At 60.0% G+C, this 18355-nt stretch carries 20 protein-coding genes; 11 read left to right on the top strand and 9 right to left on the bottom strand.

Going from position 1 to position 18355, the window contains the following annotated elements; translation table 11 throughout:
* Nucleotides 1–56: 56 nt before the first annotated feature.
* The 3 genes from B9Z45_RS07025 to B9Z45_RS07015 all read right to left on the bottom strand — a co-directional run bounded on the left by B9Z45_RS07025 (nt 57) and on the right by B9Z45_RS07015 (nt 1401).
* A complete protein-coding gene (locus B9Z45_RS07025) occupies nt 57–422 on the bottom strand; it encodes a DUF2946 family protein (protein ID WP_108406517.1) in 366 nt (121 codons plus the stop codon).
* 28 nt (nt 423–450) lie between these two features.
* The gene (locus tag B9Z45_RS07020) at nt 451–918 is read right to left on the bottom strand and encodes a copper chaperone PCu(A)C (RefSeq protein ID WP_108406516.1); all 468 of its coding nucleotides are present in this window, start codon (nt 916–918) and stop codon (nt 451–453) included.
* Nucleotides 919–1035: 117 nt separating this feature from the next.
* Complete coding sequence (locus B9Z45_RS07015; RefSeq protein WP_233252110.1) at nt 1036–1401, bottom strand: DUF2946 family protein; 366 nt, start codon at nt 1399–1401, stop codon at nt 1036–1038.
* A gap of 161 nt (nt 1402–1562) precedes the next feature.
* Between B9Z45_RS07015 and B9Z45_RS07010 the strand changes: the two genes are divergently transcribed.
* The 3 genes from B9Z45_RS07010 to B9Z45_RS07000 all read left to right on the top strand — a co-directional run bounded on the left by B9Z45_RS07010 (nt 1563) and on the right by B9Z45_RS07000 (nt 3127).
* Nucleotides 1563–2213 carry a glutathione S-transferase gene (locus tag B9Z45_RS07010; RefSeq protein ID WP_108406515.1) on the top strand — a complete coding sequence of 217 codons (651 nt, stop codon included), beginning with the start codon at nt 1563–1565 and terminating at the stop codon, nt 2211–2213.
* Nucleotides 2214–2312: 99 nt separating this feature from the next.
* On the top strand, nt 2313–2684 hold the full coding sequence (locus B9Z45_RS07005) for a TraR/DksA C4-type zinc finger protein (protein WP_199221860.1): 372 nt from the start codon (nt 2313–2315) through the stop codon (nt 2682–2684).
* 29 nt (nt 2685–2713) lie between these two features.
* The gene (locus B9Z45_RS07000; RefSeq protein ID WP_199221859.1) at nt 2714–3127 is read left to right on the top strand and encodes a VOC family protein; all 414 of its coding nucleotides are present in this window, start codon (nt 2714–2716) and stop codon (nt 3125–3127) included.
* 28 nt (nt 3128–3155) lie between these two features.
* Here the strand turns inward: B9Z45_RS07000 and mrdA are convergent, their stop codons facing one another.
* The 4 genes from mrdA to B9Z45_RS06980 all read right to left on the bottom strand — a co-directional run bounded on the left by mrdA (nt 3156) and on the right by B9Z45_RS06980 (nt 7721).
* Entirely contained in the window at nt 3156–5129 is a 1974-nt protein-coding gene (gene mrdA, locus B9Z45_RS06995; protein ID WP_108406513.1) for a penicillin-binding protein 2, read from the bottom strand.
* Between the two features lie 2 nt (nt 5130–5131).
* Complete coding sequence (gene mreD, locus B9Z45_RS06990) at nt 5132–5653, bottom strand: rod shape-determining protein MreD (RefSeq protein WP_108406512.1); 522 nt, start codon at nt 5651–5653, stop codon at nt 5132–5134.
* Nucleotides 5650–6606 carry a rod shape-determining protein MreC gene (gene mreC, locus B9Z45_RS06985; protein ID WP_108406511.1) on the bottom strand — a complete coding sequence of 319 codons (957 nt, stop codon included), beginning with the start codon at nt 6604–6606 and terminating at the stop codon, nt 5650–5652. The genes mreD and mreC overlap by 4 nt, the downstream gene beginning before the upstream one ends.
* A 71-nt stretch (nt 6607–6677) precedes the next feature.
* Nucleotides 6678–7721 (bottom strand): rod shape-determining protein, encoded by a 1044-nt coding sequence (locus tag B9Z45_RS06980; protein ID WP_100174197.1) that lies wholly within the window; start codon nt 7719–7721, stop codon nt 6678–6680.
* A 209-nt stretch (nt 7722–7930) separates the two neighbouring features.
* Here B9Z45_RS06980 and gatC point away from each other — a divergent pair, with 209 nt between their 5' ends.
* Genes gatC through gatB form a run of 3 tightly spaced genes read left to right on the top strand, consistent with a single transcriptional unit; the run spans nt 7931 to nt 11150 of the window.
* The gene (gene gatC, locus B9Z45_RS06975) at nt 7931–8230 is read left to right on the top strand and encodes an Asp-tRNA(Asn)/Glu-tRNA(Gln) amidotransferase subunit GatC (protein ID WP_108406510.1); all 300 of its coding nucleotides are present in this window, start codon (nt 7931–7933) and stop codon (nt 8228–8230) included.
* Between the two features lie 3 nt (nt 8231–8233).
* Nucleotides 8234–9694, top strand: a complete 1461-nt coding sequence (gatA, locus tag B9Z45_RS06970) for an Asp-tRNA(Asn)/Glu-tRNA(Gln) amidotransferase subunit GatA (RefSeq protein ID WP_108406509.1) — start codon at nt 8234–8236, stop codon at nt 9692–9694.
* 1 nt (nt 9695) lies between these two features.
* Nucleotides 9696–11150 carry an Asp-tRNA(Asn)/Glu-tRNA(Gln) amidotransferase subunit GatB gene (gene gatB / locus B9Z45_RS06965; protein ID WP_108406508.1) on the top strand — a complete coding sequence of 485 codons (1455 nt, stop codon included), beginning with the start codon at nt 9696–9698 and terminating at the stop codon, nt 11148–11150.
* 45 nt (nt 11151–11195) lie between these two features.
* Here gatB and B9Z45_RS06960 read toward each other — a convergent pair whose 3' ends face one another.
* Nucleotides 11196–12206 carry a fumarylacetoacetate hydrolase family protein gene (locus B9Z45_RS06960; RefSeq protein ID WP_108406507.1) on the bottom strand — a complete coding sequence of 337 codons (1011 nt, stop codon included), beginning with the start codon at nt 12204–12206 and terminating at the stop codon, nt 11196–11198.
* Between the two features lie 103 nt (nt 12207–12309).
* Here B9Z45_RS06960 and B9Z45_RS06955 point away from each other — a divergent pair, with 103 nt between their 5' ends.
* Genes B9Z45_RS06955 through B9Z45_RS06945 form a run of 3 tightly spaced genes read left to right on the top strand, consistent with a single transcriptional unit; the run spans nt 12310 to nt 14722 of the window.
* Nucleotides 12310–13140 carry an IclR family transcriptional regulator gene (locus B9Z45_RS06955; RefSeq protein ID WP_108406506.1) on the top strand — a complete coding sequence of 277 codons (831 nt, stop codon included), beginning with the start codon at nt 12310–12312 and terminating at the stop codon, nt 13138–13140.
* Between the two features lie 6 nt (nt 13141–13146).
* Complete coding sequence (locus B9Z45_RS06950) at nt 13147–14388, top strand: DUF3108 domain-containing protein (protein WP_108406505.1); 1242 nt, start codon at nt 13147–13149, stop codon at nt 14386–14388.
* Between the two features lie 52 nt (nt 14389–14440).
* A complete protein-coding gene (locus B9Z45_RS06945; RefSeq protein ID WP_108406504.1) occupies nt 14441–14722 on the top strand; it encodes a DUF3567 domain-containing protein in 282 nt (93 codons plus the stop codon).
* 201 nt (nt 14723–14923) lie between these two features.
* On the opposite strand, the gene B9Z45_RS06940 is transcribed toward B9Z45_RS06945, so the two are convergent.
* Nucleotides 14924–16258, bottom strand: a complete 1335-nt coding sequence (locus B9Z45_RS06940) for an aminotransferase class III-fold pyridoxal phosphate-dependent enzyme (protein WP_108406503.1) — start codon at nt 16256–16258, stop codon at nt 14924–14926.
* A gap of 174 nt (nt 16259–16432) precedes the next feature.
* Here B9Z45_RS06940 and purU point away from each other — a divergent pair, with 174 nt between their 5' ends.
* Both purU and B9Z45_RS06930 read left to right on the top strand, forming a co-directional pair.
* Complete coding sequence (purU, locus tag B9Z45_RS06935; RefSeq protein ID WP_108406502.1) at nt 16433–17281, top strand: formyltetrahydrofolate deformylase; 849 nt, start codon at nt 16433–16435, stop codon at nt 17279–17281.
* Nucleotides 17282–17416: 135 nt separating this feature from the next.
* Nucleotides 17417–18292, top strand: coding sequence for a LysR substrate-binding domain-containing protein (locus B9Z45_RS06930; RefSeq protein WP_108406501.1), 876 nt, complete (start codon nt 17417–17419; stop codon nt 18290–18292).
* The last annotated feature ends 63 nt before the right edge of the window (nt 18293–18355 follow it).

Raw genomic sequence — 18355 nt, 5'->3', positions numbered from 1 at the left:
CACGGTCAATCACAAAAGCCAATCACCTTGCGGCGATAGCTGACGTCAAGAAATGATCAATTCAAAACAGGTGGCCCGCGAGAGGGCAAAGGCGGCGCGGTGAGCGAGACCAGAATGGCCTCGGACACCGGCATGAGCACATGTGACAGCGCCGAAACGACCGCCACCGAATTCGTCAGTGCGGGCAAGGGTGACAAAACAGGCGTGGTGTGGGCGCACAAAGGGCAATCCATCGCCATGACTTGGTCTGGCTCGGCTTCACCGCTTGGGACGATGACTTTAATGACCCCCATGCTGCTGCACACTACCTCCATGCTGCGCGGCTGAGCCACCGAAGCCATCACCGACACGGCGACAAACAACACGTACCACGCCAGAACCAGCCGTGCAACCGCGTGTTTTGAGGTGGCAAAAATGAACACGGCTTAGTCTCAGTGCGACGTCAGTCGTTCAATGTTTGTGCATCTGGCCATCGCCATGCTTCATGGCAGGTGCTGCGGCTGAGCGGGCGGGCACCTTGATGTTGATGTTCTGGCGCTTGCCGTCCTTGCCCTCGACCACCAGGGTCACGGGCACGGTGTCGCCGTCTTTGACCTGGCCCTTCAGGTCCATCAACATGACGTGGTAGCTGCCAGGCTTGAGTTCTACCGCCTTGCCTGCCGGCAAAGCCAGGCTGGGCACAGCACGCATTTTCATGACGCCGCCGTCCATGGCCATTTCATGCACCTCGACCACGGCGGCCACGGGCGATTGGACCGAGATCAGCTTGGCGTCTTGCGCCGATTGCAACTGCATGAAAGCCCCCGTGGCTTTTTGCTGCGCCACGGTAGCACGCACCCAGGCGTCTTTCACGGTCACTTGAGCTTGGGCAGCAACCATCGAAAAAAGAACTGCTAAAGAAATGACAACGCGCTTCATGGCGAACTCCAGTTAAAAAAGACAAAAAGGGAAAATATCAGGTGGCGCCCTGCACAAGCACACCAGCACTTCGACAAGTAGGTCAAGCCGCACCCAGCCGACAAACTGGCGCAGTGATCAGATAAAGGCGGGGGGAGCGCGGGCCTGCCAGGGCAGGCCGATGAGCGAGGCCATTCGGGCCTGCTCTATCGGAAGCAGCGCATAAGACAGTCCGCCATGGACTGGCGCTTGAACACACACCATGGGGGGCGTCGTCACCGGCAAACACAAGGGGCAGTGCAGGCCGTTTTGGCTGCCTTGCGCCTCTTCTCCATCGGCATCGAGCTGGAGCAGCTTGACACTCCCCGCTGTGGTGCACACCAGTTGCACGCCCTCGGGGTTGACCAGCGGCGAGGCCACGGCCACCCCGATGAACAACGCAAACCACACCAGCACGAGGCGGGTGAGGTGGGGGGCGTTGCGCAGGGTTTGCATCGGGGTCATAGCCGAATTATGGCATTCAGGGATGCCGACTAAACGGAGGCACCTTGGCCCGACGGCTGATTGACTTTTTAAAATCAGCACCGGGTCAAGTTCGTGACCCATGCGGTGTTGACCCTCGTTTAATCTTGGGCAGTATTCGTTCACTTTTACTGGAGACCCTCATGCTCACACTCTGCGGCTTTTCGGCCAGCAACTACTACAACAAGGTCAAACTGGCCTTGCTCGAAAAAAACGTGCCCTTTACAGAAGAGCTGGCCTGGGTGGGCCAGACCGATGCCGTGGGCAGCCCCCTGGGCAAGGTGCCCTACCTCAAGACCGAACAAGGCATGTTGTGCGAGTCGGGGGTGATCATGGAGTACATCGAACAAAAGTACCCGCAAAACCCCTTGCTTCCAGCTGACCCGTTTGCCGCGGCCAAGGTGCGCGAGCTGGTGACTTTTCTGGAGCTGCACCTGGAGCTGGTGGCCCGCAACCTGTACACGCAAGCTTTCTTTGGCGGGCAGATCAGCGACAGTGCCAAGGAAAAAACCGGTGCCCAGCTTGAAAAGAACGTGGCCGCTTTTGCCAAGCTGGCCCAGTTCAGCCCGTTCATGTGGGGCGACAGCCTGACACTGGCCGACTGCGCGGCCGTGGTGCATTTGCCTTTGGTCTCGGCCGCCACCAAGGTGGTTTACGGCCGTGACTATTTGGCGGAACTGCCCGTTCGCGATTACCTCAAACGCATGAATGAACGGCCCGTCATGCAACAGGTCAACACCGACCGAAAGGCCAACACCGAGTTGATGATGGCGCGGGCCAAAGCCAAGGCCTGATTTCCCAGGGCACGGGAGCTTGACCCACATCATGGGTCAGCCCCCGGTTGGTTGACCTGCATCAACCAACCATCCCCAGGGTGGATTCATGATGATCCCATGAACACAGCCACTCCACACCCCCATGATGTTTTCAAAGCCCAGCTGATCAAGGCCCGGGCGCAGCTGTTGGAGCGCATCGCCTACGAACGCGGCGGTGTGGTCTCACGCGCCGATGTGGCCGCTGATCACTTTGACAACAGCTTCCAGTCACGCGCCCAGATCCAGTCCGAGCGGCAGACTGAGTTCGCCATGAACGAACACGAAACCGCCGAATTGGGCGATATCGAGGCCGCGCTGGAGCGCATTCAGGCGGGTACTTTTGGCTTGTGTACCGATTGCGGCGTTACCGTTCCCGCCAACCGGCTGACGGCCTACCCGACGGCCAAGCGCTGCATTGACTGTCAGACCTTGGTTGAGCAAAGGCGCTGACGCACATTCTGGCTGCTATGCTTTCGGTCATGCGCAGCCTTTTTCATTTTGCCTTTCATGTCACCGACCTCAACGAAGCCCGCCGCTTTTACGGGGGCGTGCTGGGTTGCAAAGAGGGTCGGTCCACAGACACCTGGGTGGACTTTGACTTTTTCTCGCACCAGATCTCCTTGCATCTGGGTGAAGCTTTCAAAACCACCCTCACGGGCCATGTCGGTGAACACCTGGTGCCCATGCCGCACTTTGGCCTGGTCTTGCAAAAAGACGACTGGCAAGCCCTGGCCGACCGCCTGCAGGCAGCACACATGAAGTTTGTGGTCGACCCGCATCTGCGCTTTGCGGGTCAGCCGGGCGAGCAATGGACCATGTTCTTCATGGACCCGTTTGGCAACCCGATCGAGGTCAAGGGCTTTGCCGACCTGGGCACGGTTTACGACAGCTGAAGCGCCCACAAAACCCTTGGCTTAGAAGTCAGTTGCCCCGCCGGCTTTCCAGCGGCACATCCTGCTTGGTGCGGGGCTTGCCTATCGGGCTGGCCGATTGGCCTTTTTGGGTGGCAGCCATGTCTTCTTCGCTGGGGTATTGCCCCAGCAACCAATAGTCAAAAACGCGCCGCGCAATGGGCGCGGCCGATGCTGCGCCAAACCCGGCATTTTCGACCACCACCGCCAGCGCAATTTTGGGTGCCTCGGCCGGTGCGTAGGCCATGTACAAGGCATGGTCACGCTGGTACTCGGACAAATTGGCGGCGTTGTATTTTTCTTTTTGCCCAATGCTCACGGCCTGGGCTGTGCCTGTTTTTCCTGCACTGGTGTAACCGGCACCGGCGAACACCCGGGCCGATGTGCCCGAGGTCACCACACCCGTCAATCCGTTGCGTATCACCTCCATGTGCTCGGGCTTGAAGCCCAGGTTCAGGGGCTCTGACGCATTGACCTGCGACTGGGCGTGGGTCAGGGCGTCTTGCGTGGCCGTGACCACCCGGGGCTTGAACTGCACGCCTCCACTGGCCAGAGTGGCGGTGGCCGAAGCCAGCTGCAGCATGGTGAAGGTGTTGTAGCCCTGACCAATGCCCAGCGAAATAGTTTCGCCGCCATACCATTTTTTTTGCTCAGGCTTTTTGTAATAACTGCGCTTCCATTCGGTGCTGGGCAAAATGCCGCGAACCTCACCGGGCAAGTCGATGCCCGTGATTTGGCCAAAGCCCAGCGGCTTCATGAAGTCGTGGATAACGTCCACCCCCATGTCGTTGGCCAGCGAGTAGTAATACACGTTGCTGGACAGCACGATCGAGCGAACCATGTCGACCGGGCCAAGGCCAGCATCGCCATGACTGCGGAAAGTATGGCCACCATACGTCCACGAACCAGCATCGTTGATGACGGTACTGGCGCTGCGTTTGCCAGTGGACAAAGCGGCCATCGCCATGAAAGGCTTGTAAGTGGAGCCCGGTGGATAGGTGCCGCGCAAGGCCCGATTGAGCAATGGCTTGTCAATCGACTCGTTGAGCATTTTCCAGTTGTCAACATCGATGCCATCCACAAAAAAATTGGGGTCGAACGTGGGTTTGCTGACAAAGGCCAGCACCTCACCGGTGTTCGGGTCCAGCGCGACCAAGGCGCCGCGCCGGTTGCCAAACAAGTCCTCCACCATTTTTTGCAACTGGATGTCGATCGACAGCACCACGTTCTGTCCGGGTGTCGCCAGACGGCTCGACAAACTGCGTGTGGCACGCCCACCCGCCGAGGTTTCGACCCGGTTCACACCCGTGATGCCATGCAACTCACGCTCGTACCGCTGCTCCACGCCCAGTTTCCCGATGTATTCGGTGCCGCGGTAATTGCCCGCATCGTCGTCTTCTTCAATGCGCTCTTTTTCCTTGGTATTGATGCGACCGATGTAGCCCACCACATGGCTGGCCAATTCACCGTAGGGGTATTGCCGAAACAAGCGGGCCTTGATTTCAACACCCGGAAAACGGTAGCGCTGTGCGCTGAAACGCGCCACTTCCTCGTCACTCAAGCGCGTGCGAATGGGCAAGGAGTCAAAGCTTCGCGAGTCTTCACGCAAGCGCTTGAACCGACGGCGGTCTTTGCCCTGAATGTCCACCACTTCGCCCAGGGCATCGATCGTGGCTTCCAGGTTAAGCACTTTCGAGGGTGTGATCTCCAAGGTGTACGCCGAATAGTTGCTGGCCAGCACCACGCCATTGCGGTCCAGAATGGTGCCCCGCGGCGGGACTGTCGGGATCACTGCAGTACGGTTGTTTTCAGCCTGCTCCAGCAGGTCTTCGTGGCGCACGATTTGCAAATACGACAAGCGAACAATCACCAGGACAAAGCACGCCAACACGACGATCTGAGCAATGGCCACACGGCTGCGAAACCGCTGCAAATCGGCCTGACTATCCCGTAAATCGGCAAGTGAGGGCAGCCTGAGTGACATGGTCAAAGGGGACGGATGTTGTCGGGATCAAAAGCGCGCCGCTGCGGTGCGAGCAGCAATGCCCCTATCAGCGGCCAAAGGGCCGCTTGCATGAGGGGGGCGAAAAGTTGAGTCCAGTGCGGCCAGGCATCTTGCACGATCAAACGGATCACCCATTCCAGTAATGCAGTTGCGACAAAAAGTGGAACAATTTGCAGGGCTTGCTCACGCAATGGAAACCAAAGAAGTCGCCGCTGAATGGCCAGCGCCATGCTGCTCAGCACGACATACGACAAAGCGTTTTGTCCCAGCAACGCTGACTCATGCACATCCAACGCAAGGCCCAGCAAGAAAGCCAGCAACACCCCCACACGGCGAGGCTGGTGAACATTCCAGAACACGACCACGATGGCCAGAACATCGGGCAACCAGTGCCAGCCCACAAAGCCCAGCAACATGTTCAACAACAAGCCAACCACCACGGTCAAGGCAATGAAACGGGAATTGGCAGGCAAGAGCAGTGGACGCCCTGCGGGCATGATCATGGCTTGGCTCCTGATGAAGGGTTAGCCACGGCATCCACATTGGGTGCACGGCCCTTGCCAGGGCGTTTGGGCTCTGGTGTCGCCACGGGGGCGGCGGGCCAATCTTTTGCAGGCATCAGCACCAGCAAATGCCGACCTCTCGGTTTGGCCGCCGGGGTGGCATGAACCCGGGCAAACGACGAATCCACTCGGCGGTCTATCTGGCTGATATGTCCCACATGCAACCCAGGCGGGTAGACACCGTCGATGCCACTGGTGGTGAGCAAATCGCCTTGTTTGACATCGGTACCGGAGGGCATGAACTTCAGTTCAAGCGAGCCCCCTTGCATGGACGGGTCACCCACTGCCACATGGCGGCTGCCAGTGCGGGCATTCATGACAGGAATGCTCTGGTCACGGTCTGTCAGCAAGGTCACCTCACTGACCAGGGGGTACACCCGCGTGACTTGACCGACAACACCCGAAGCATCGATGACTGCTGAGCCTTGCACAATGCCAGCGATTTGCCCACGGTCCACCACGATGCGGTCGGTGTAAGGGTCTGCTGTGTTGTAAAGCACTTCCACGGCTTTGGTGGGCCCTGCGATTTGTTCACGCAAGGCCAGCAACTCCCGCAACTGGGCGTTTTCTTGCTTCAACTGTTCGACTTGTTGCAGGCGTTGCGCCTGCGCTATGGCGCGTGTCTGAAAATTCTGAGCGGCATCTTGTGCATCTTCCAGATTGCCAAAGTACAGCCCCACAGCGCCTACAGCACGCACCGGCTGCAATGACAACCACTGAAAAGGGGCCAGCACGATGGCAATGCCCGCACGAAGCGGCTGCGAAATCCGAAAGCGGTGGTCTGAGGCCATCAACAATACAGATAGCAGCGCAAGCAGAACCAATTTGGTGGTGGCAGACAGGCCTTGCCGAAAAATCGGCGGAGCACTGCGTTCAAGGGTATCCAGGGCCATGAAAGAGGTGCGCCGGATTCAGGTTTTTAAAAGTTGGAACCTGGCTGCCATTCAGCAGCCCGGTGCGTGGCTTATTCGCTGGTGAAGATGCTGCCCAGCTGGTCCATGCGCTCCAGCGCCATGCCACAGCCACGGGCCACGCAGGTCAGCGGGTCTTCGGCCACCAAGACTGGCAAGCCGGTTTCTTCGGCCAGCAGACGGTCCAGGTCACGCAGCAGCGCGCCACCACCGGTGAGCATCATGCCGCGCTCGGCAATATCAGCACCCAGTTCGGGCGGAGTGTGTTCCAGTGCTGTTTTGACAGCAGAGACAATCTGATTGAGCGGGTCGGTCAGGGCTTCAAGAATTTCGTTGGAGCTGATGGTGAAGCTGCGTGGCACGCCTTCGGATAAGTTGCGGCCCTTGACTTCCATCTCTTTGACTTCGCTGCCGGGAAAGGCCGAGCCAATGTTTTTCTTGATGGCCTCGGCCGTGGGCTCACCGATCAACATGCCGTAGTTGCGGCGGATGTAACTGATGATGGCTTCGTCAAACTTGTCACCGCCTACGCGCACACTGCCTTTGTAGACCATGCCGCCCAGGGAAATGACGCCGACTTCGGTGGTGCCGCCACCAATGTCGACCACCATGGAGCCCGAAGCTGCCGATACCGGCAAGCCTGCGCCGATGGCTGCGGCCATGGGTTCTTCGATCAGGTACACCTCGGAGGCGCCTGCGCCCAATGCGGACTCGCGGATGGCACGGCGCTCGACCTGGGTCGAACCACAGGGCACACAAATGATGATGCGGGGGCTGGGGCGGAAGGTGCTGCGCGGGTGCACCATGCGGATGAACTGCTTGAGCATCTGCTCGGTCACGGTGAAGTCGGCGATCACGCCGTCTTTCATGGGGCGGATGGCTTCGATGTTGCCGGGCACCTTGCCCAGCATGGCCTTGGCTTCATGACCGACGGCTTGCAAGGTCTTTTTGCCCTGGGGGCCACCTTCGTGGCGAATGGCCACCACAGAAGGCTCGTCAAGGACGATGCCCTTGTCGCGCACAAAAATCAGGGTGTTGGCGGTGCCCAGGTCAATGGCCAGGTCGCTGGAAAAATAACGTCGAAACGAAGAAAACATAGAGGTCCTTTGACGCTCAACCCCAAAGCCCATCGGGTGGCATGCTGGGGCGGGCGTGGCTGTCAAATCTGGTGGGTCGTCAAGGCTGACTCAGAGGCTGAGATGTGAGCTGCGACAAACACTGGATAATACCCGATCCCCTGCTGAAACAGCCGCTTCCAAGCCCCGTTTGAGCTGGAAAACCCGTCCTTTACAACTCTTTTCAAACCATGTCCCTGACCCCGCAGGATATTGCCCGGATTGCGAACCTCGCCCGGCTGGAGCTCAAGCCCGACGAAAGTGAGCGCATGCTCATTCAAATCAATGGCTTTTTCGGCATCGTTGAAGCCATGCAGGCTGTGGACACCACCGGCATCGAGCCGATGGCCCACCCCGTGGCGGCCATCCAGGACATCACGCTGCGCCTGCGCCCTGACGTGGTGAGCGAGCCCAACCAACGCGACCTGAACCAGCGAAGCGCCCCCGCCGTGGAACGCGGCCTGTTCCTGGTCCCCAAAGTCATCGAGTAAGCCATGAGTGATCTGCACCAGCTCAGCGTGAAAGCGCTAGCCGACCTTTTGAAGTCCGGACAAGTCAGCGCTGTCGAAGTGGCCACGCGCTTTCTGGCCCACACTGGCGGCAACCCGCACAACGCATTTCTGGACATCGACAGCGAAGTCACGCTGGCCCAGGCACGCGCCTCAGACGCCAAACTGGCCGATGGCACAGCCGGGCCACTGGAAGGTGTCCCCGTCGCGCACAAAGACGTGTTTGTGACCCGTGACTTCGCCACCACAGCGGGGTCGAAAATCCTGAGCGGCTACCGCTCCCCGTTTGACGCCACCGTGGTGCAACGCCTGCGCACTGCCGGCATGGTCACTTTGGGCAAGCTCAACTGCGACGAATTCGCCATGGGCTCGGCCAACGAAAACTCGGCCTATGGCCCGGTGCAAAACCCCTGGGGCACTTCACGCGTGCCCGGCGGCTCGTCTGGCGGCAGCGCTGCTGCAGTGGCCGCAGGCCTGGCGCCCGCCGCCACCGGCACCGACACGGGTGGCTCCATCCGCCAGCCCGCCAGCTTTTGCGGCATCACCGGCATCAAACCCACCTATGGCCGCGCCAGCCGTTACGGGATGATCGCCTACGCCTCCAGCCTCGACCAAGCAGGCCCCATGGCCCGTAGCGCCGAAGATTGCGCCTTGCTGCTGTCGGCCATGTGCGGCCCCGATCTTGACCGCGACTCGACCTCGCTGGACATGCCCACCGAAGACTTCTCGGCATCACTGAACCGCCCGATCGAAGGCCTGCGCATTGGCGTGCCCCAAGAGTTCTTTGGCGAAGGCCTGGCGGCCGACGTGCGCGCTGCCGTGGACGGTGCCTTGCGCGAACTCGAAAAGCTGGGAGCCAAGCTGGTGCCCATCAGCTTGCCGCGCACCGAGTTGTCGATTCCGGTGTACTACATCATTGCCCCGGCCGAAGCCAGCTCGAACCTGAGCCGCTTCGACGGCGTGAAGTTCGGCCTCCGCGCCAAGGACTACGCCGACCTGGTGGACATGTACAAGAAGACACGCGCCGAGGGCTTTGGCAACGAGGTCAAGCGCCGCATCATGACCGGCGCCTATGTGCTGAGCCATGGCTATTACGACGCCTATTACCTGCAAGCGCAAAAAATCCGCCGCATGATCGCAGACGATTTTCAGCGTGCCTTCACGGAGTGCGACGTGATCGCCGGACCTGTGGCCCCCTCTGTCGCCTGGAAGTTTGGCGAAAACGCGGGCGACCCGGTGGCCGATTACCTGGCCGACATCTTCACCCTGCCCGCCTCACTGGCCGGCTTGCCCGCGATGAGTGTGCCCGCAGGCTTTGGCGCCCAGGGCATGCCCGTTGGCTTGCAACTGATAGGCAACTACTTCAAGGAAGCCCAATTGCTGAATGCCGCACATCGCCTGCAACAAGCCACCGACTTCCACCTTCGCCAGCCGGAGGGCATTTGAGATGACCGCTAAATTGGTTCAAGGCTACGAAGTCGTGATCGGCTTTGAGACACACACCCAACTCTCGACGCAGAGCAAAATTTTCAGCCGCGCCTCCGTAGCGTTCGGCGCTGAGCCCAACACGCAAGCCTGCGCGGTCGACATGGCCCTGCCCGGCACCCTGCCGGTAATGAACGAGGGAGCTGTGCAGCGCGCCATTGAGTTCGGCCTGGCCATCAATGCGCACATCGCCGAGCGCAGCGTTTTTGCCCGTAAAAATTACTTCTACCCCGACCTGCCCAAGGGCTACCAGATCAGCCAATTCGAGATCCCGGTGGTGCAAGGTGGCGAGGTGTCTTTCTTCATGGAAGAAGGCCAAGAAACAGTGCGCAAAACCGTGCGCTTGGAACGTGCCCACCTGGAAGAAGACGCGGGCAAATCCCTTCACGAGGATTTCATTGGTCAGTCCGGCATCGACCTGAACCGCGCCGGCACCCCGCTGCTCGAGATCGTGACCCAGCCCGACATGCGCTCCAGCGACGAAGCGGTGGCCTACGCCAAAGAGCTGCACAAAATCGTCACCTGGATCGGCATCTGCGACGGCAACATGCAAGAAGGCAGCTTCCGTTGTGATGCCAACGTGTCTGTGCGCAAACCTGGTGCCGAGCTGGGCACGCGCCGCGAAATCAAAAACCTGAACAGCTTCAAGTTCATGCAGCAGGCCATCGACTACGAAGTGCTCTGGCAGATCGACCAGATCGAAGACGGCCGCACCATCCAACAAGCAACCGTGCTGTTTGACCCCGACACGGGCGAGACCCGCGCCATGCGCACCAAAGAAGACGCTGCCGATTACCGCTACTTCCCCGACCCGGACCTGCCGCCTCTGGTGATCGGCCGTGATTGGGTCGAGCGGGTGAAGAGCGAGATGGCCGAGCTGCCCCGCGTGATGGCCGAGCGCTTTGTACGCGACTACGCCCTGCCCGAATACGACGCCACCCAACTGACCCAAAGCAAGGCGGTCGCCGCCTACTTTGAGGCCACCGCCAAAGCCTGCGGGCAGCCCAAACTGGCCAGCAACTGGATCATGGGAGAGGTCTCACGCCGCCTGAACACCCGTGAGATGGCCATCGAGCAAGCCCCGGTGAGCGCTGCCCAATTGGCCGCACTGATCGGCCGCATCAGCGACAACACCATCAGCAACAACGCGGCGCGTCAAGTATTTGATGCCCTGTGGACCGAAGGTGGGGAGGTCGATGCCATCATCGAAGCCAAAGGCCTCAAGCAGATGAACGACACCAGCGAGCTGGAAAAAATCATCGACGAGGTGCTGGCCGCCAACCCCAAGAACGTGGAAGAGTTCAAGGCCGGCAACACCAAGGCACTGAACGGTCTGGTCGGCCCGATCATGAAGGCCAGCAAGGGCAAGGCCAACCCGGGACAGGTCAATGCGCTGTTGATGAAGAAGCTGGGCTGAGTCTTATCAACAAGTACAGCTTCAATCAGGTTTTGAACCCTTGGCTCAATTAACCAGCGGCACGATTTCCTGTTCAATAGCCCCGAACAAACTCTCGCCATTCAGGCCCTTCATCTCGATGCGGATGGTGTCGCCGTATTTCATGAATTCTGTACTGGGCTGGCCATTCAGGATGGTTTCGATGGCGCGTTTTTCGGCGATGCAGCTGTAGCCCTTGGGCCATTCGGGTTGGCCGTTGACTTCCACGCTCTTGTTGCTCACCGTGCCGCTGCCCACGATGGTGCCGGCACGCACATTGCGAGTTTTGCAGATGTGGGCGATCAGCTGGCCGAAGTGAAAGCTCATCTCGGGGCCCGCCTCGCACATGCCGACCTTGCGGCCGTTCCAGGTGGACTGCAGTGTCAAGTGCACACGGCCGCCCTGCCAGGCTTCACCCAATTCATCGGGCGTCACGGCCACCGGGCTGAACGCGGTGGCAGGCTTGCTCTGGAGGAAGCCAAAGCCTTTGGCCAATTCGTTCGGAATCAGGTTGCGCAGGCTCACATCGTTGGCCAGCATCACCAGGCGCACGCCTTCAATGGCCTCATCGGCGCTGGTCTGCATGGGCACGTCGCCGGTGATGACGGCGATTTCGGCTTCAAAGTCGATGCCAAAGGCTTCGCTGGCGCAGACCACCGGGTCGCAAGGACCGATGAAGTCATCGCTGCCGCCCTGGTACATCAACGGGTCGGTGTAAAAACTGCTGGGCACTTCAGAGTTGCGTGCCGCACGGACCAACTCAACGTGGTTGAGGTAGGCTGAGCCGTCAGCCCATTGGTAAGCGCGGGGCAACGGTGCCATGCATTGCGCGGGGTCAAAAGGGAAAGCGTGGCGTGACTTGCCCTGGTTCAGTGTCGTATACAGGTCTTCCAGCTGAGGGGCCAGAAAGTTCCAATCATCCAGTACTTGCTGCAATTTGCCGGCAATGCCGGTCGCATAATGTGCGGTACTCAGGTCACGCGAAACCACCACGAGTTGTCCATCGCGTGAGCCGTCTTTGTAGGTCGCCAATTTCATGTTAAGTGTGTCCGTTCTGGTCCCGATGCGCTACAGTGTGAAGCACCGATAAGTTACGCATTGTTAAACTCGTTTAACTAAACGAAACAAGATTCTAGGCGATATGGACACAGACAGCACGGCCTCCCCTCCCCAGCACAGCGACAAGGAACGCGCAGGCATTCAATCGGTCGAGGTCGGTTTTGCCCTGCTGGATGTGCTGGCGCAAGCACCGGGTCCCTTGATGCTGCGCGACCTGGCAGCCGCCGCCCAGATGAGCGCCGCCAAAGCCCACCGTTATCTGGTCAGCTTCCAGCGCCTTGGCCTGGTGGTGCAAGACAGCACCAGCACCCGCTACGAACTGGGCCCTGCCACCTTGCGCTTGGGGCTGGCCACCCTGTCTCGCCTGGACGCCGTCAAGATGGCCCGGGAGCGTTTGCCTGCGCTGATCGAGGCCACTGGCCACACCATGGCCCTGGCCGTCTGGGGCAACCGGGGGCCAACCCTGGTGCACTGGCAAGAAACACCGCTGGCCATGCCCGTCAGTTTGCGCCTGGGTGATGTGATGCCACTGCTGTCGTCTGCCACGGGGCGCTGCTTTGCCGCGTTCAACAGCCACGGCGGTACGGCCGACAAAACAGGCCCCATGATCGAGCAGGAGTTGGCTGTGGCCCGCAAACTCGGGCGCAGCGACTTGCCCAGCACCCCCGCCCAAGTGCAGGCCATGGTGAAAGAAACGCGCCAACAAGGCTTGGGCCGCGTGGTGAATGTCTTGCTTCCCGGTATTTCTGGGTTTTGCGCCCCCGTGTTTGACGCAGATGGACATTTGGCATTGGGCGTGGTGTCTTTGGGCTCATCGGCCACGATGGACACCGCTTGGGACGGACCCATCGCTCAACACCTGCGTCATTTTGCCCAGCAACTTTCGGCCGATCTGGGCTGGCGTGCCTGCTGAACGGTGATGCCCGTGGTGCCTGCAAGACCCTCTACCTCCAAAGCCCCGACCGGGGCAAAGCGCCCTTCGCGCCGCACCCTGGGTTGGCTAGCGGTCACGGTGCTGGCCCTCCACCTGGTATTGCTCTTGAGCCTGACCGGGGCCATGGACTGGCGGCTTCAAACGGCCGAGGCCATCCGCGTAGCCCCCCTGCAAACCCGCTGGATACCCCCTTCGCCCACTCAAGCCGCCCCGGTCAAAAGAGTTGCCCCTGCCACAGCCCGCACACGTGTGGCGACCGTGGCTCAAACCGAGCCAGCAGCCAAGCCAGCCCCATCCGTTTCAGGCCAAGCCGAGGAACCTGTGGCAACACCCGAACAGCCGAACGCCGAAAAATCGGGCTTGACACCCGACAACTCCCCAGCGCAAGCGGCGCTTACCAGCAACCCGCCAGCAGCTGAACCCACATCTGAATCAACAGCTGCATCGGCAGTTGCACCAGCAGCTGCGCCAGATGCAGCCAGTAACGCCACACCCACACCGCCCGCTGCAGCCAACGCCTCACTGCCGCCCATTCCAGTTGGGGCCTTGCCGCCGCCGGTCTTGCTGAGCTACAGCATGACAGGCCAGGAAAAAGGCCTGAATTACCACGCCAGTGGCGAGCTGAGGTGGCAACACAACGAGGCCGCCTATGCACTGGGTCTGTCGGTGAAGGCTTTTCTGGTTGGCTCACGCCACTGGCGCAGCCAGGGCGACATCACCAGCGCAGGTCTGGCCCCCACACGCTTTTCAGACAGCTGGCGCAACGAGCGTGCAGCCCACTTTGACCGCGCAAAAAACCGGGTGGTCTTCAGTTCCAACGCGCCCGTTGCGGTGCTGGAGCCGGGCGCACAAGACCAGATCAGTCTTTATGTGCAACTGGCTGCTGCGATGGCGGGCGACCCCCAGCGCTTTCAGCCCGGCGCGCGTTTGCAAGTTCAGACCGCCACCACACGGGATGCCTTACCCTGGCTGCTGACCCTGGGCCCACCCGAAACCTTGATGCTCGACGGTCAAGCCGTGCCCACCGCCAAATGGGTGTGTCAGCCACGCAACCGTTTTGATGCCAAGGTGGAGTTTTGGGTGTCAGCGCAGAACGCATGGATGCCGGTGCGCATCCGCATCAGCCAGGTCAGTGGCAGCTTCATCGACTTGCTGTTGATCGGCAAAGAACCTTTGCCGCCCTTGCCTGCAACTGCCCCCAACAGGGCGAAAACCACACCATCTTGAAGTTCAAGCAAAAGACCCCAGTTACAAGTCTGATCTTGATAGAGAATAACGCATGAACTTGTTGTACGAATCTGAGACATTTGCCGTGATGCATGTGCTGGCCAACGCACCAGCCGAACCGGCTCCTGTGACCCAAAAGCCCCTGATGGAACGCCATGGTTTCGAAATCGTGGACAAACGCTCGGGCAAAGAGGTTTACCTGGATGGCTCGTGGGCAGAAATGTTCCAGCAACAAATCCAAGCGTGGCAGCAACACACCCCCACCCAGGAAGAAGTCGAAGACACCCTGGAAGGCTACACAGGCCTCGCGCAACACCCTGTTGTGGTGCACTGAACGCCAGCACCCCCCAAAAAGCCGCCTCTCAGGCGGTTTTTTTGTGCCCACCCGTCCAGTTGAAAATCGATCCACCCCAATCCACAAGCCCCTCAGCGGGGCGCGGTGCGCACCAACTCACGCCAATCACCCTCTGCCACGCAATGCGCAGCAGGGTTGCTGCGCATGGGCGGTCGAAATGGGTTGGTACACGTTGGCAGTTCAGGCATGCCTGCGGATGCTGTCGGCCACTGTCTGCACGATCTGGTCGATGTGCGCGTCTTCCACAATGTAAGGCGGGCAGATCACCAGGTTTTCGCCTGCTGGCCGCACCCACACGCCTTTGTGGAAACAATCCATGAAGATGTCGAACACGCGCTTGCCGGGCGAGCCGGCGATGCTGGACAGCTCTACCGCCCCAGCCAGGCCCAGCGTGCGGATGCCGACCACATTGGGCAAGCCCTTGAAGGCGCTGTGCATCGCATCGCCCAGCACTTTGCCTTTTTCGCCGGCACGGGCAAACAGGTTTTCTTCCTTCATCAAGTCAAGTGTGGCAATCGCTGCAGCGCAGGCCACGGGGTGACCGGAGTAGGTGTAGCCGTGGAAAAACTCGACCGCGTGCTGGGGTGAGTTGGCGTTCATCATCGCGTCGTAAATGAAGTCACGGCAAATCACACCACCCAGCGGAATCACACCATTGGTCACTGCTTTGGCGAAATTCAGCATGTCGGGCACCACGCCATAGAAGTCGGCGCCAAAGTTCACGCCCAAGCGACCAAAGCCGGTGATGACTTCGTCAAAAATCAGCAAAATGCCGTGCTTGTCACAGATCTCGCGCAAGCGTTTCACGTAACCCTGGGGCGGGATGTACCAGCCCGCGCTGCCCGCAATGGGCTCGACGATCACTGCGGCCACGTTGCTCGGGTCGTGCAGCACCAGGATGCGGTTTTCCAGCTCCAGCAACGGGTCTTCGGCCCACACCGGCTCTTCGTGGTGGATGTAGGCGTGGTTCACCGGGTCATGGATGAAGCGCATGTGGTCCACACGTGGCAGCAGTTGCGCGCCATAGGCCTTGCGGTTGGCGGGCAGGCCCCCCACGCTCATGCCGCCAAAGTTGACGCCGTGGTAACCCTTTTCTCGGCCGATGAACACATTGCGGTGGCCTTCGCCCCGCGCGCGGTGGTAAGCCAGTGCCACTTTCAGGGCCGTATCAGCCGCTTCCGAGCCCGAATTGCAAAACAACACCTTGTTCAGGTCACCCGGCGCCATGGCGGCAATCATTTCAGCGGCCTTGAAAGCCTTGTCGTTGCTGGCCTGAAAAGCGGTGGCGTAGTCCAGTGTGTCCAATTGCTTCTTGATGGCCTCGTTGATCGGCTTGCGGTTGTGGCCTGCACCCACGCACCAGAGGCTGGAGATGCCGTCGAGGACTTTTTTGCCGTCGTGGGTGGTGAAATGCATGCCCTCGGCACCCACAAACACACGCGGGTCTTGCTGGAAGCTGCGGTTGGGCGTGAAGGGCAACCACTGGTTGTCCATGTTCAGGTCGGTATGGGCCACGGCAAAACTCCTTGAGGTAAATCCGGTTGTATAGTTTAAAGGGCAATCCGGCAGGCGCCAGTCCTGACGAGACAGCCCGGGCGGCGAGGCGGTGGGGGGTCTTTACAATAAGCCCGTTGAAAAAAAACGCGCCCACCCCTCCAACGGTCACGGCGAGCCCTGCAGCCTGCACCCATGACCACCACTTACATTCTTACCCTTTCTTGCCCTGACCGTACTGGCATCGTGCATGCTGTGTCGGGGTTTTTGCTGGAGCGCATGGGCAACATCGAAGAAGCCGCGCAATACAACGACCACGATACGGGCTTGTTCTTCATGCGCGTTCAGTTCGCTTGCGATCAGTCAGACGGCGCAACCCTCCATGCACAGTGGGGCGAATTTGCGCAGGCTTTCCAGATGAAGTGGGATCTGCACGCCACGGCCCAAACCATGCGCACCGTGCTCATGGTCAGCAAGGAAGGCCACTGCCTGAACGATCTGCTGTTCCGCTGGAAGAGCGGCCTGCTGCCGCTGGACATTCGCGCCATCGTGAGCAACCACCGCGAGTTTTACCAACTGGCCGCCAGTTACAACGTGCCGTTTCACCATATTCCGGTCACAGCGGCCACTAAAGAGCAGGCCGAAGCCCGGCAATACGAGGTCATTCAGGCTGAAGGTGCAGAACTGGTGGTGCTGGCCCGCTACATGCAGATATTGAGTGACGACCTGTGCCGCAAGTTGGCGGGGCGCGCCATCAACATCCACCACTCATTCCTGCCCAGCTTCAAAGGGGCCAAGCCTTATTACCAGGCGCACGACCGGGGGGTAAAGCTGATCGGAGCGACGGCCCATTACGTGACTGCTGACCTGGACGAAGGTCCGATCATCGAGCAGGATGTGGCCCGTGTGGATCACAGCAAAACCGTGGAAGACCTGACCACGATTGGCCGCGACACCGAAAGCCAGGTGCTGGCCCGCGCCGTCAAGTGGCACAGTGAACACCGCGTCCTCATCAACGGCCACAAAACCGTGATTTTTAAATAAATAACTTTGAGGGACAGATCTTTAGCTCTGTCCCCAACCGATTAAGCTTTGAGGGACAGATCTTTAGCTCTGTCCTCAACCTATTAAGCTTAGAGGGACAGATCTTTAGCTCTGCCCCCAACCGATTAAGCAGCCATGTCCACCACCTCGCGCATCCCGCCCATCCAGTGCCTCTTGACATTTGAGGCCCTGGCACGATTGCGCAGCGTGACCCAGGCGGCCGAAGAGTTGTGCGTGACCCCCAGCGCCGTGAGCCACCGGGTCAAGCAGCTGGAACAAATCATTGGCACCAAGCTGTTTGGCCGGTCGGATTTTTCGCTCACGACCGAAGGCAACGAGTATCTGGCCCATGTGCGCGAAGGCCTGGTGTCCTTGCAGCGCTTCCCGAGCACCAGCAACACCCCCGGACGGCGCAAATTGCGCCTGGCGGTCACGCCCACCTTTGCCCGCTCCATCCTGATGCCGCGCCTGAAACATTTTTTAGACGCCTACCCCGAGATCGACATCACCTTGCAAGTGAGCATTCCGCTGCTGGATGTGGTGGCCGAAGACGCCGACCTGACGGTGCGATTTGGCACTGGCCGTTACTCGGATGTAGAGCACGTGTGCCTGGCCAAGGACGATGTGACGCCGCTGGCCTCACCCGCCTGGCTGCGCGAAAACGGCCCTTTCGGCAGCGCGGAAGATCTGCAGGGCGTTTCGCTGTTGCGCAGCCCGCTGGAACCCTGGCGCACCTGGTTTGCCGCGCACGACCTTGACTGGCCCGAGCCCATGGACGGCTCGTCTTTCAATGACATCGGCCTCATGTGCGACGCCGCGGCACAGGGCTTGGGCGTTGGCCTGATCCGCACCAAACTGGGGGCTCCCTGGCTGGAAAGCGGCCAACTGGTCCGCCTGTTTGAGCGCAGCGTCCCCAGCCCGCACGCCCACTACCTGTGCTGGCGCACCGGCACGATGGAGCGCTGGGAATGCGCCACCTTTGCCGACTGGCTCAAAAGCGTTTTGGCCTAGGGGCTCATGACGCAAGGGCTGAATTCACAGACCTGTCAAAGATTATTCAACCCACGCCATCCG

The sequence above is a fragment of the Limnohabitans sp. 2KL-17 genome (assembly GCF_003063415.1).
Classification (GTDB): Bacteria; Pseudomonadota; Gammaproteobacteria; order Burkholderiales; family Burkholderiaceae_C; genus Limnohabitans_A.
This window is presented reverse-complemented; position numbering and strand designations above follow the sequence as displayed.

Excerpts from the sequence above, each read along its gene's own strand:
- B9Z45_RS07000 (WP_199221859.1), top strand. The coding sequence starts at position 2,714 with ATGCGCAGCCTTTTTCATTTTGCCTTTCATGTCACCGACCTCAACGAA.
- B9Z45_RS06980 (WP_100174197.1), bottom strand. The coding sequence starts at position 7,721 with ATGTTTTCTTCGTTTCGACGTTATTTTTCCAGCGACCTGGCCATTGAC.
- B9Z45_RS06960 (WP_108406507.1), bottom strand. The coding sequence starts at position 12,206 with ATGAAATTGGCGACCTACAAAGACGGCTCACGCGATGGACAACTCGTG.
- B9Z45_RS07020 (WP_108406516.1), bottom strand. The coding sequence starts at position 918 with ATGAAGCGCGTTGTCATTTCTTTAGCAGTTCTTTTTTCGATGGTTGCT.
- B9Z45_RS06930 (WP_108406501.1), top strand. The coding sequence starts at position 17,417 with ATGTCCACCACCTCGCGCATCCCGCCCATCCAGTGCCTCTTGACATTT.
- purU (WP_108406502.1), top strand. The coding sequence starts at position 16,433 with ATGACCACCACTTACATTCTTACCCTTTCTTGCCCTGACCGTACTGGC.
- B9Z45_RS06955 (WP_108406506.1), top strand. The coding sequence starts at position 12,310 with ATGGACACAGACAGCACGGCCTCCCCTCCCCAGCACAGCGACAAGGAA.
- gatC (WP_108406510.1), top strand. The coding sequence starts at position 7,931 with ATGTCCCTGACCCCGCAGGATATTGCCCGGATTGCGAACCTCGCCCGG.
- gatB (WP_108406508.1), top strand. The coding sequence starts at position 9,696 with ATGACCGCTAAATTGGTTCAAGGCTACGAAGTCGTGATCGGCTTTGAG.
- B9Z45_RS06950 (WP_108406505.1), top strand. The coding sequence starts at position 13,147 with ATGCCCGTGGTGCCTGCAAGACCCTCTACCTCCAAAGCCCCGACCGGG.
- B9Z45_RS07015 (WP_233252110.1), bottom strand. The coding sequence starts at position 1,401 with ATGACCCCGATGCAAACCCTGCGCAACGCCCCCCACCTCACCCGCCTC.
- gatA (WP_108406509.1), top strand. The coding sequence starts at position 8,234 with ATGAGTGATCTGCACCAGCTCAGCGTGAAAGCGCTAGCCGACCTTTTG.
- mrdA (WP_108406513.1), bottom strand. The coding sequence starts at position 5,129 with ATGTCACTCAGGCTGCCCTCACTTGCCGATTTACGGGATAGTCAGGCC.
- mreD (WP_108406512.1), bottom strand. The coding sequence starts at position 5,653 with ATGATCATGCCCGCAGGGCGTCCACTGCTCTTGCCTGCCAATTCCCGT.
- B9Z45_RS06945 (WP_108406504.1), top strand. The coding sequence starts at position 14,441 with ATGAACTTGTTGTACGAATCTGAGACATTTGCCGTGATGCATGTGCTG.
- B9Z45_RS07005 (WP_199221860.1), top strand. The coding sequence starts at position 2,313 with ATGAACACAGCCACTCCACACCCCCATGATGTTTTCAAAGCCCAGCTG.
- mreC (WP_108406511.1), bottom strand. The coding sequence starts at position 6,606 with ATGGCCCTGGATACCCTTGAACGCAGTGCTCCGCCGATTTTTCGGCAA.
- B9Z45_RS07010 (WP_108406515.1), top strand. The coding sequence starts at position 1,563 with ATGCTCACACTCTGCGGCTTTTCGGCCAGCAACTACTACAACAAGGTC.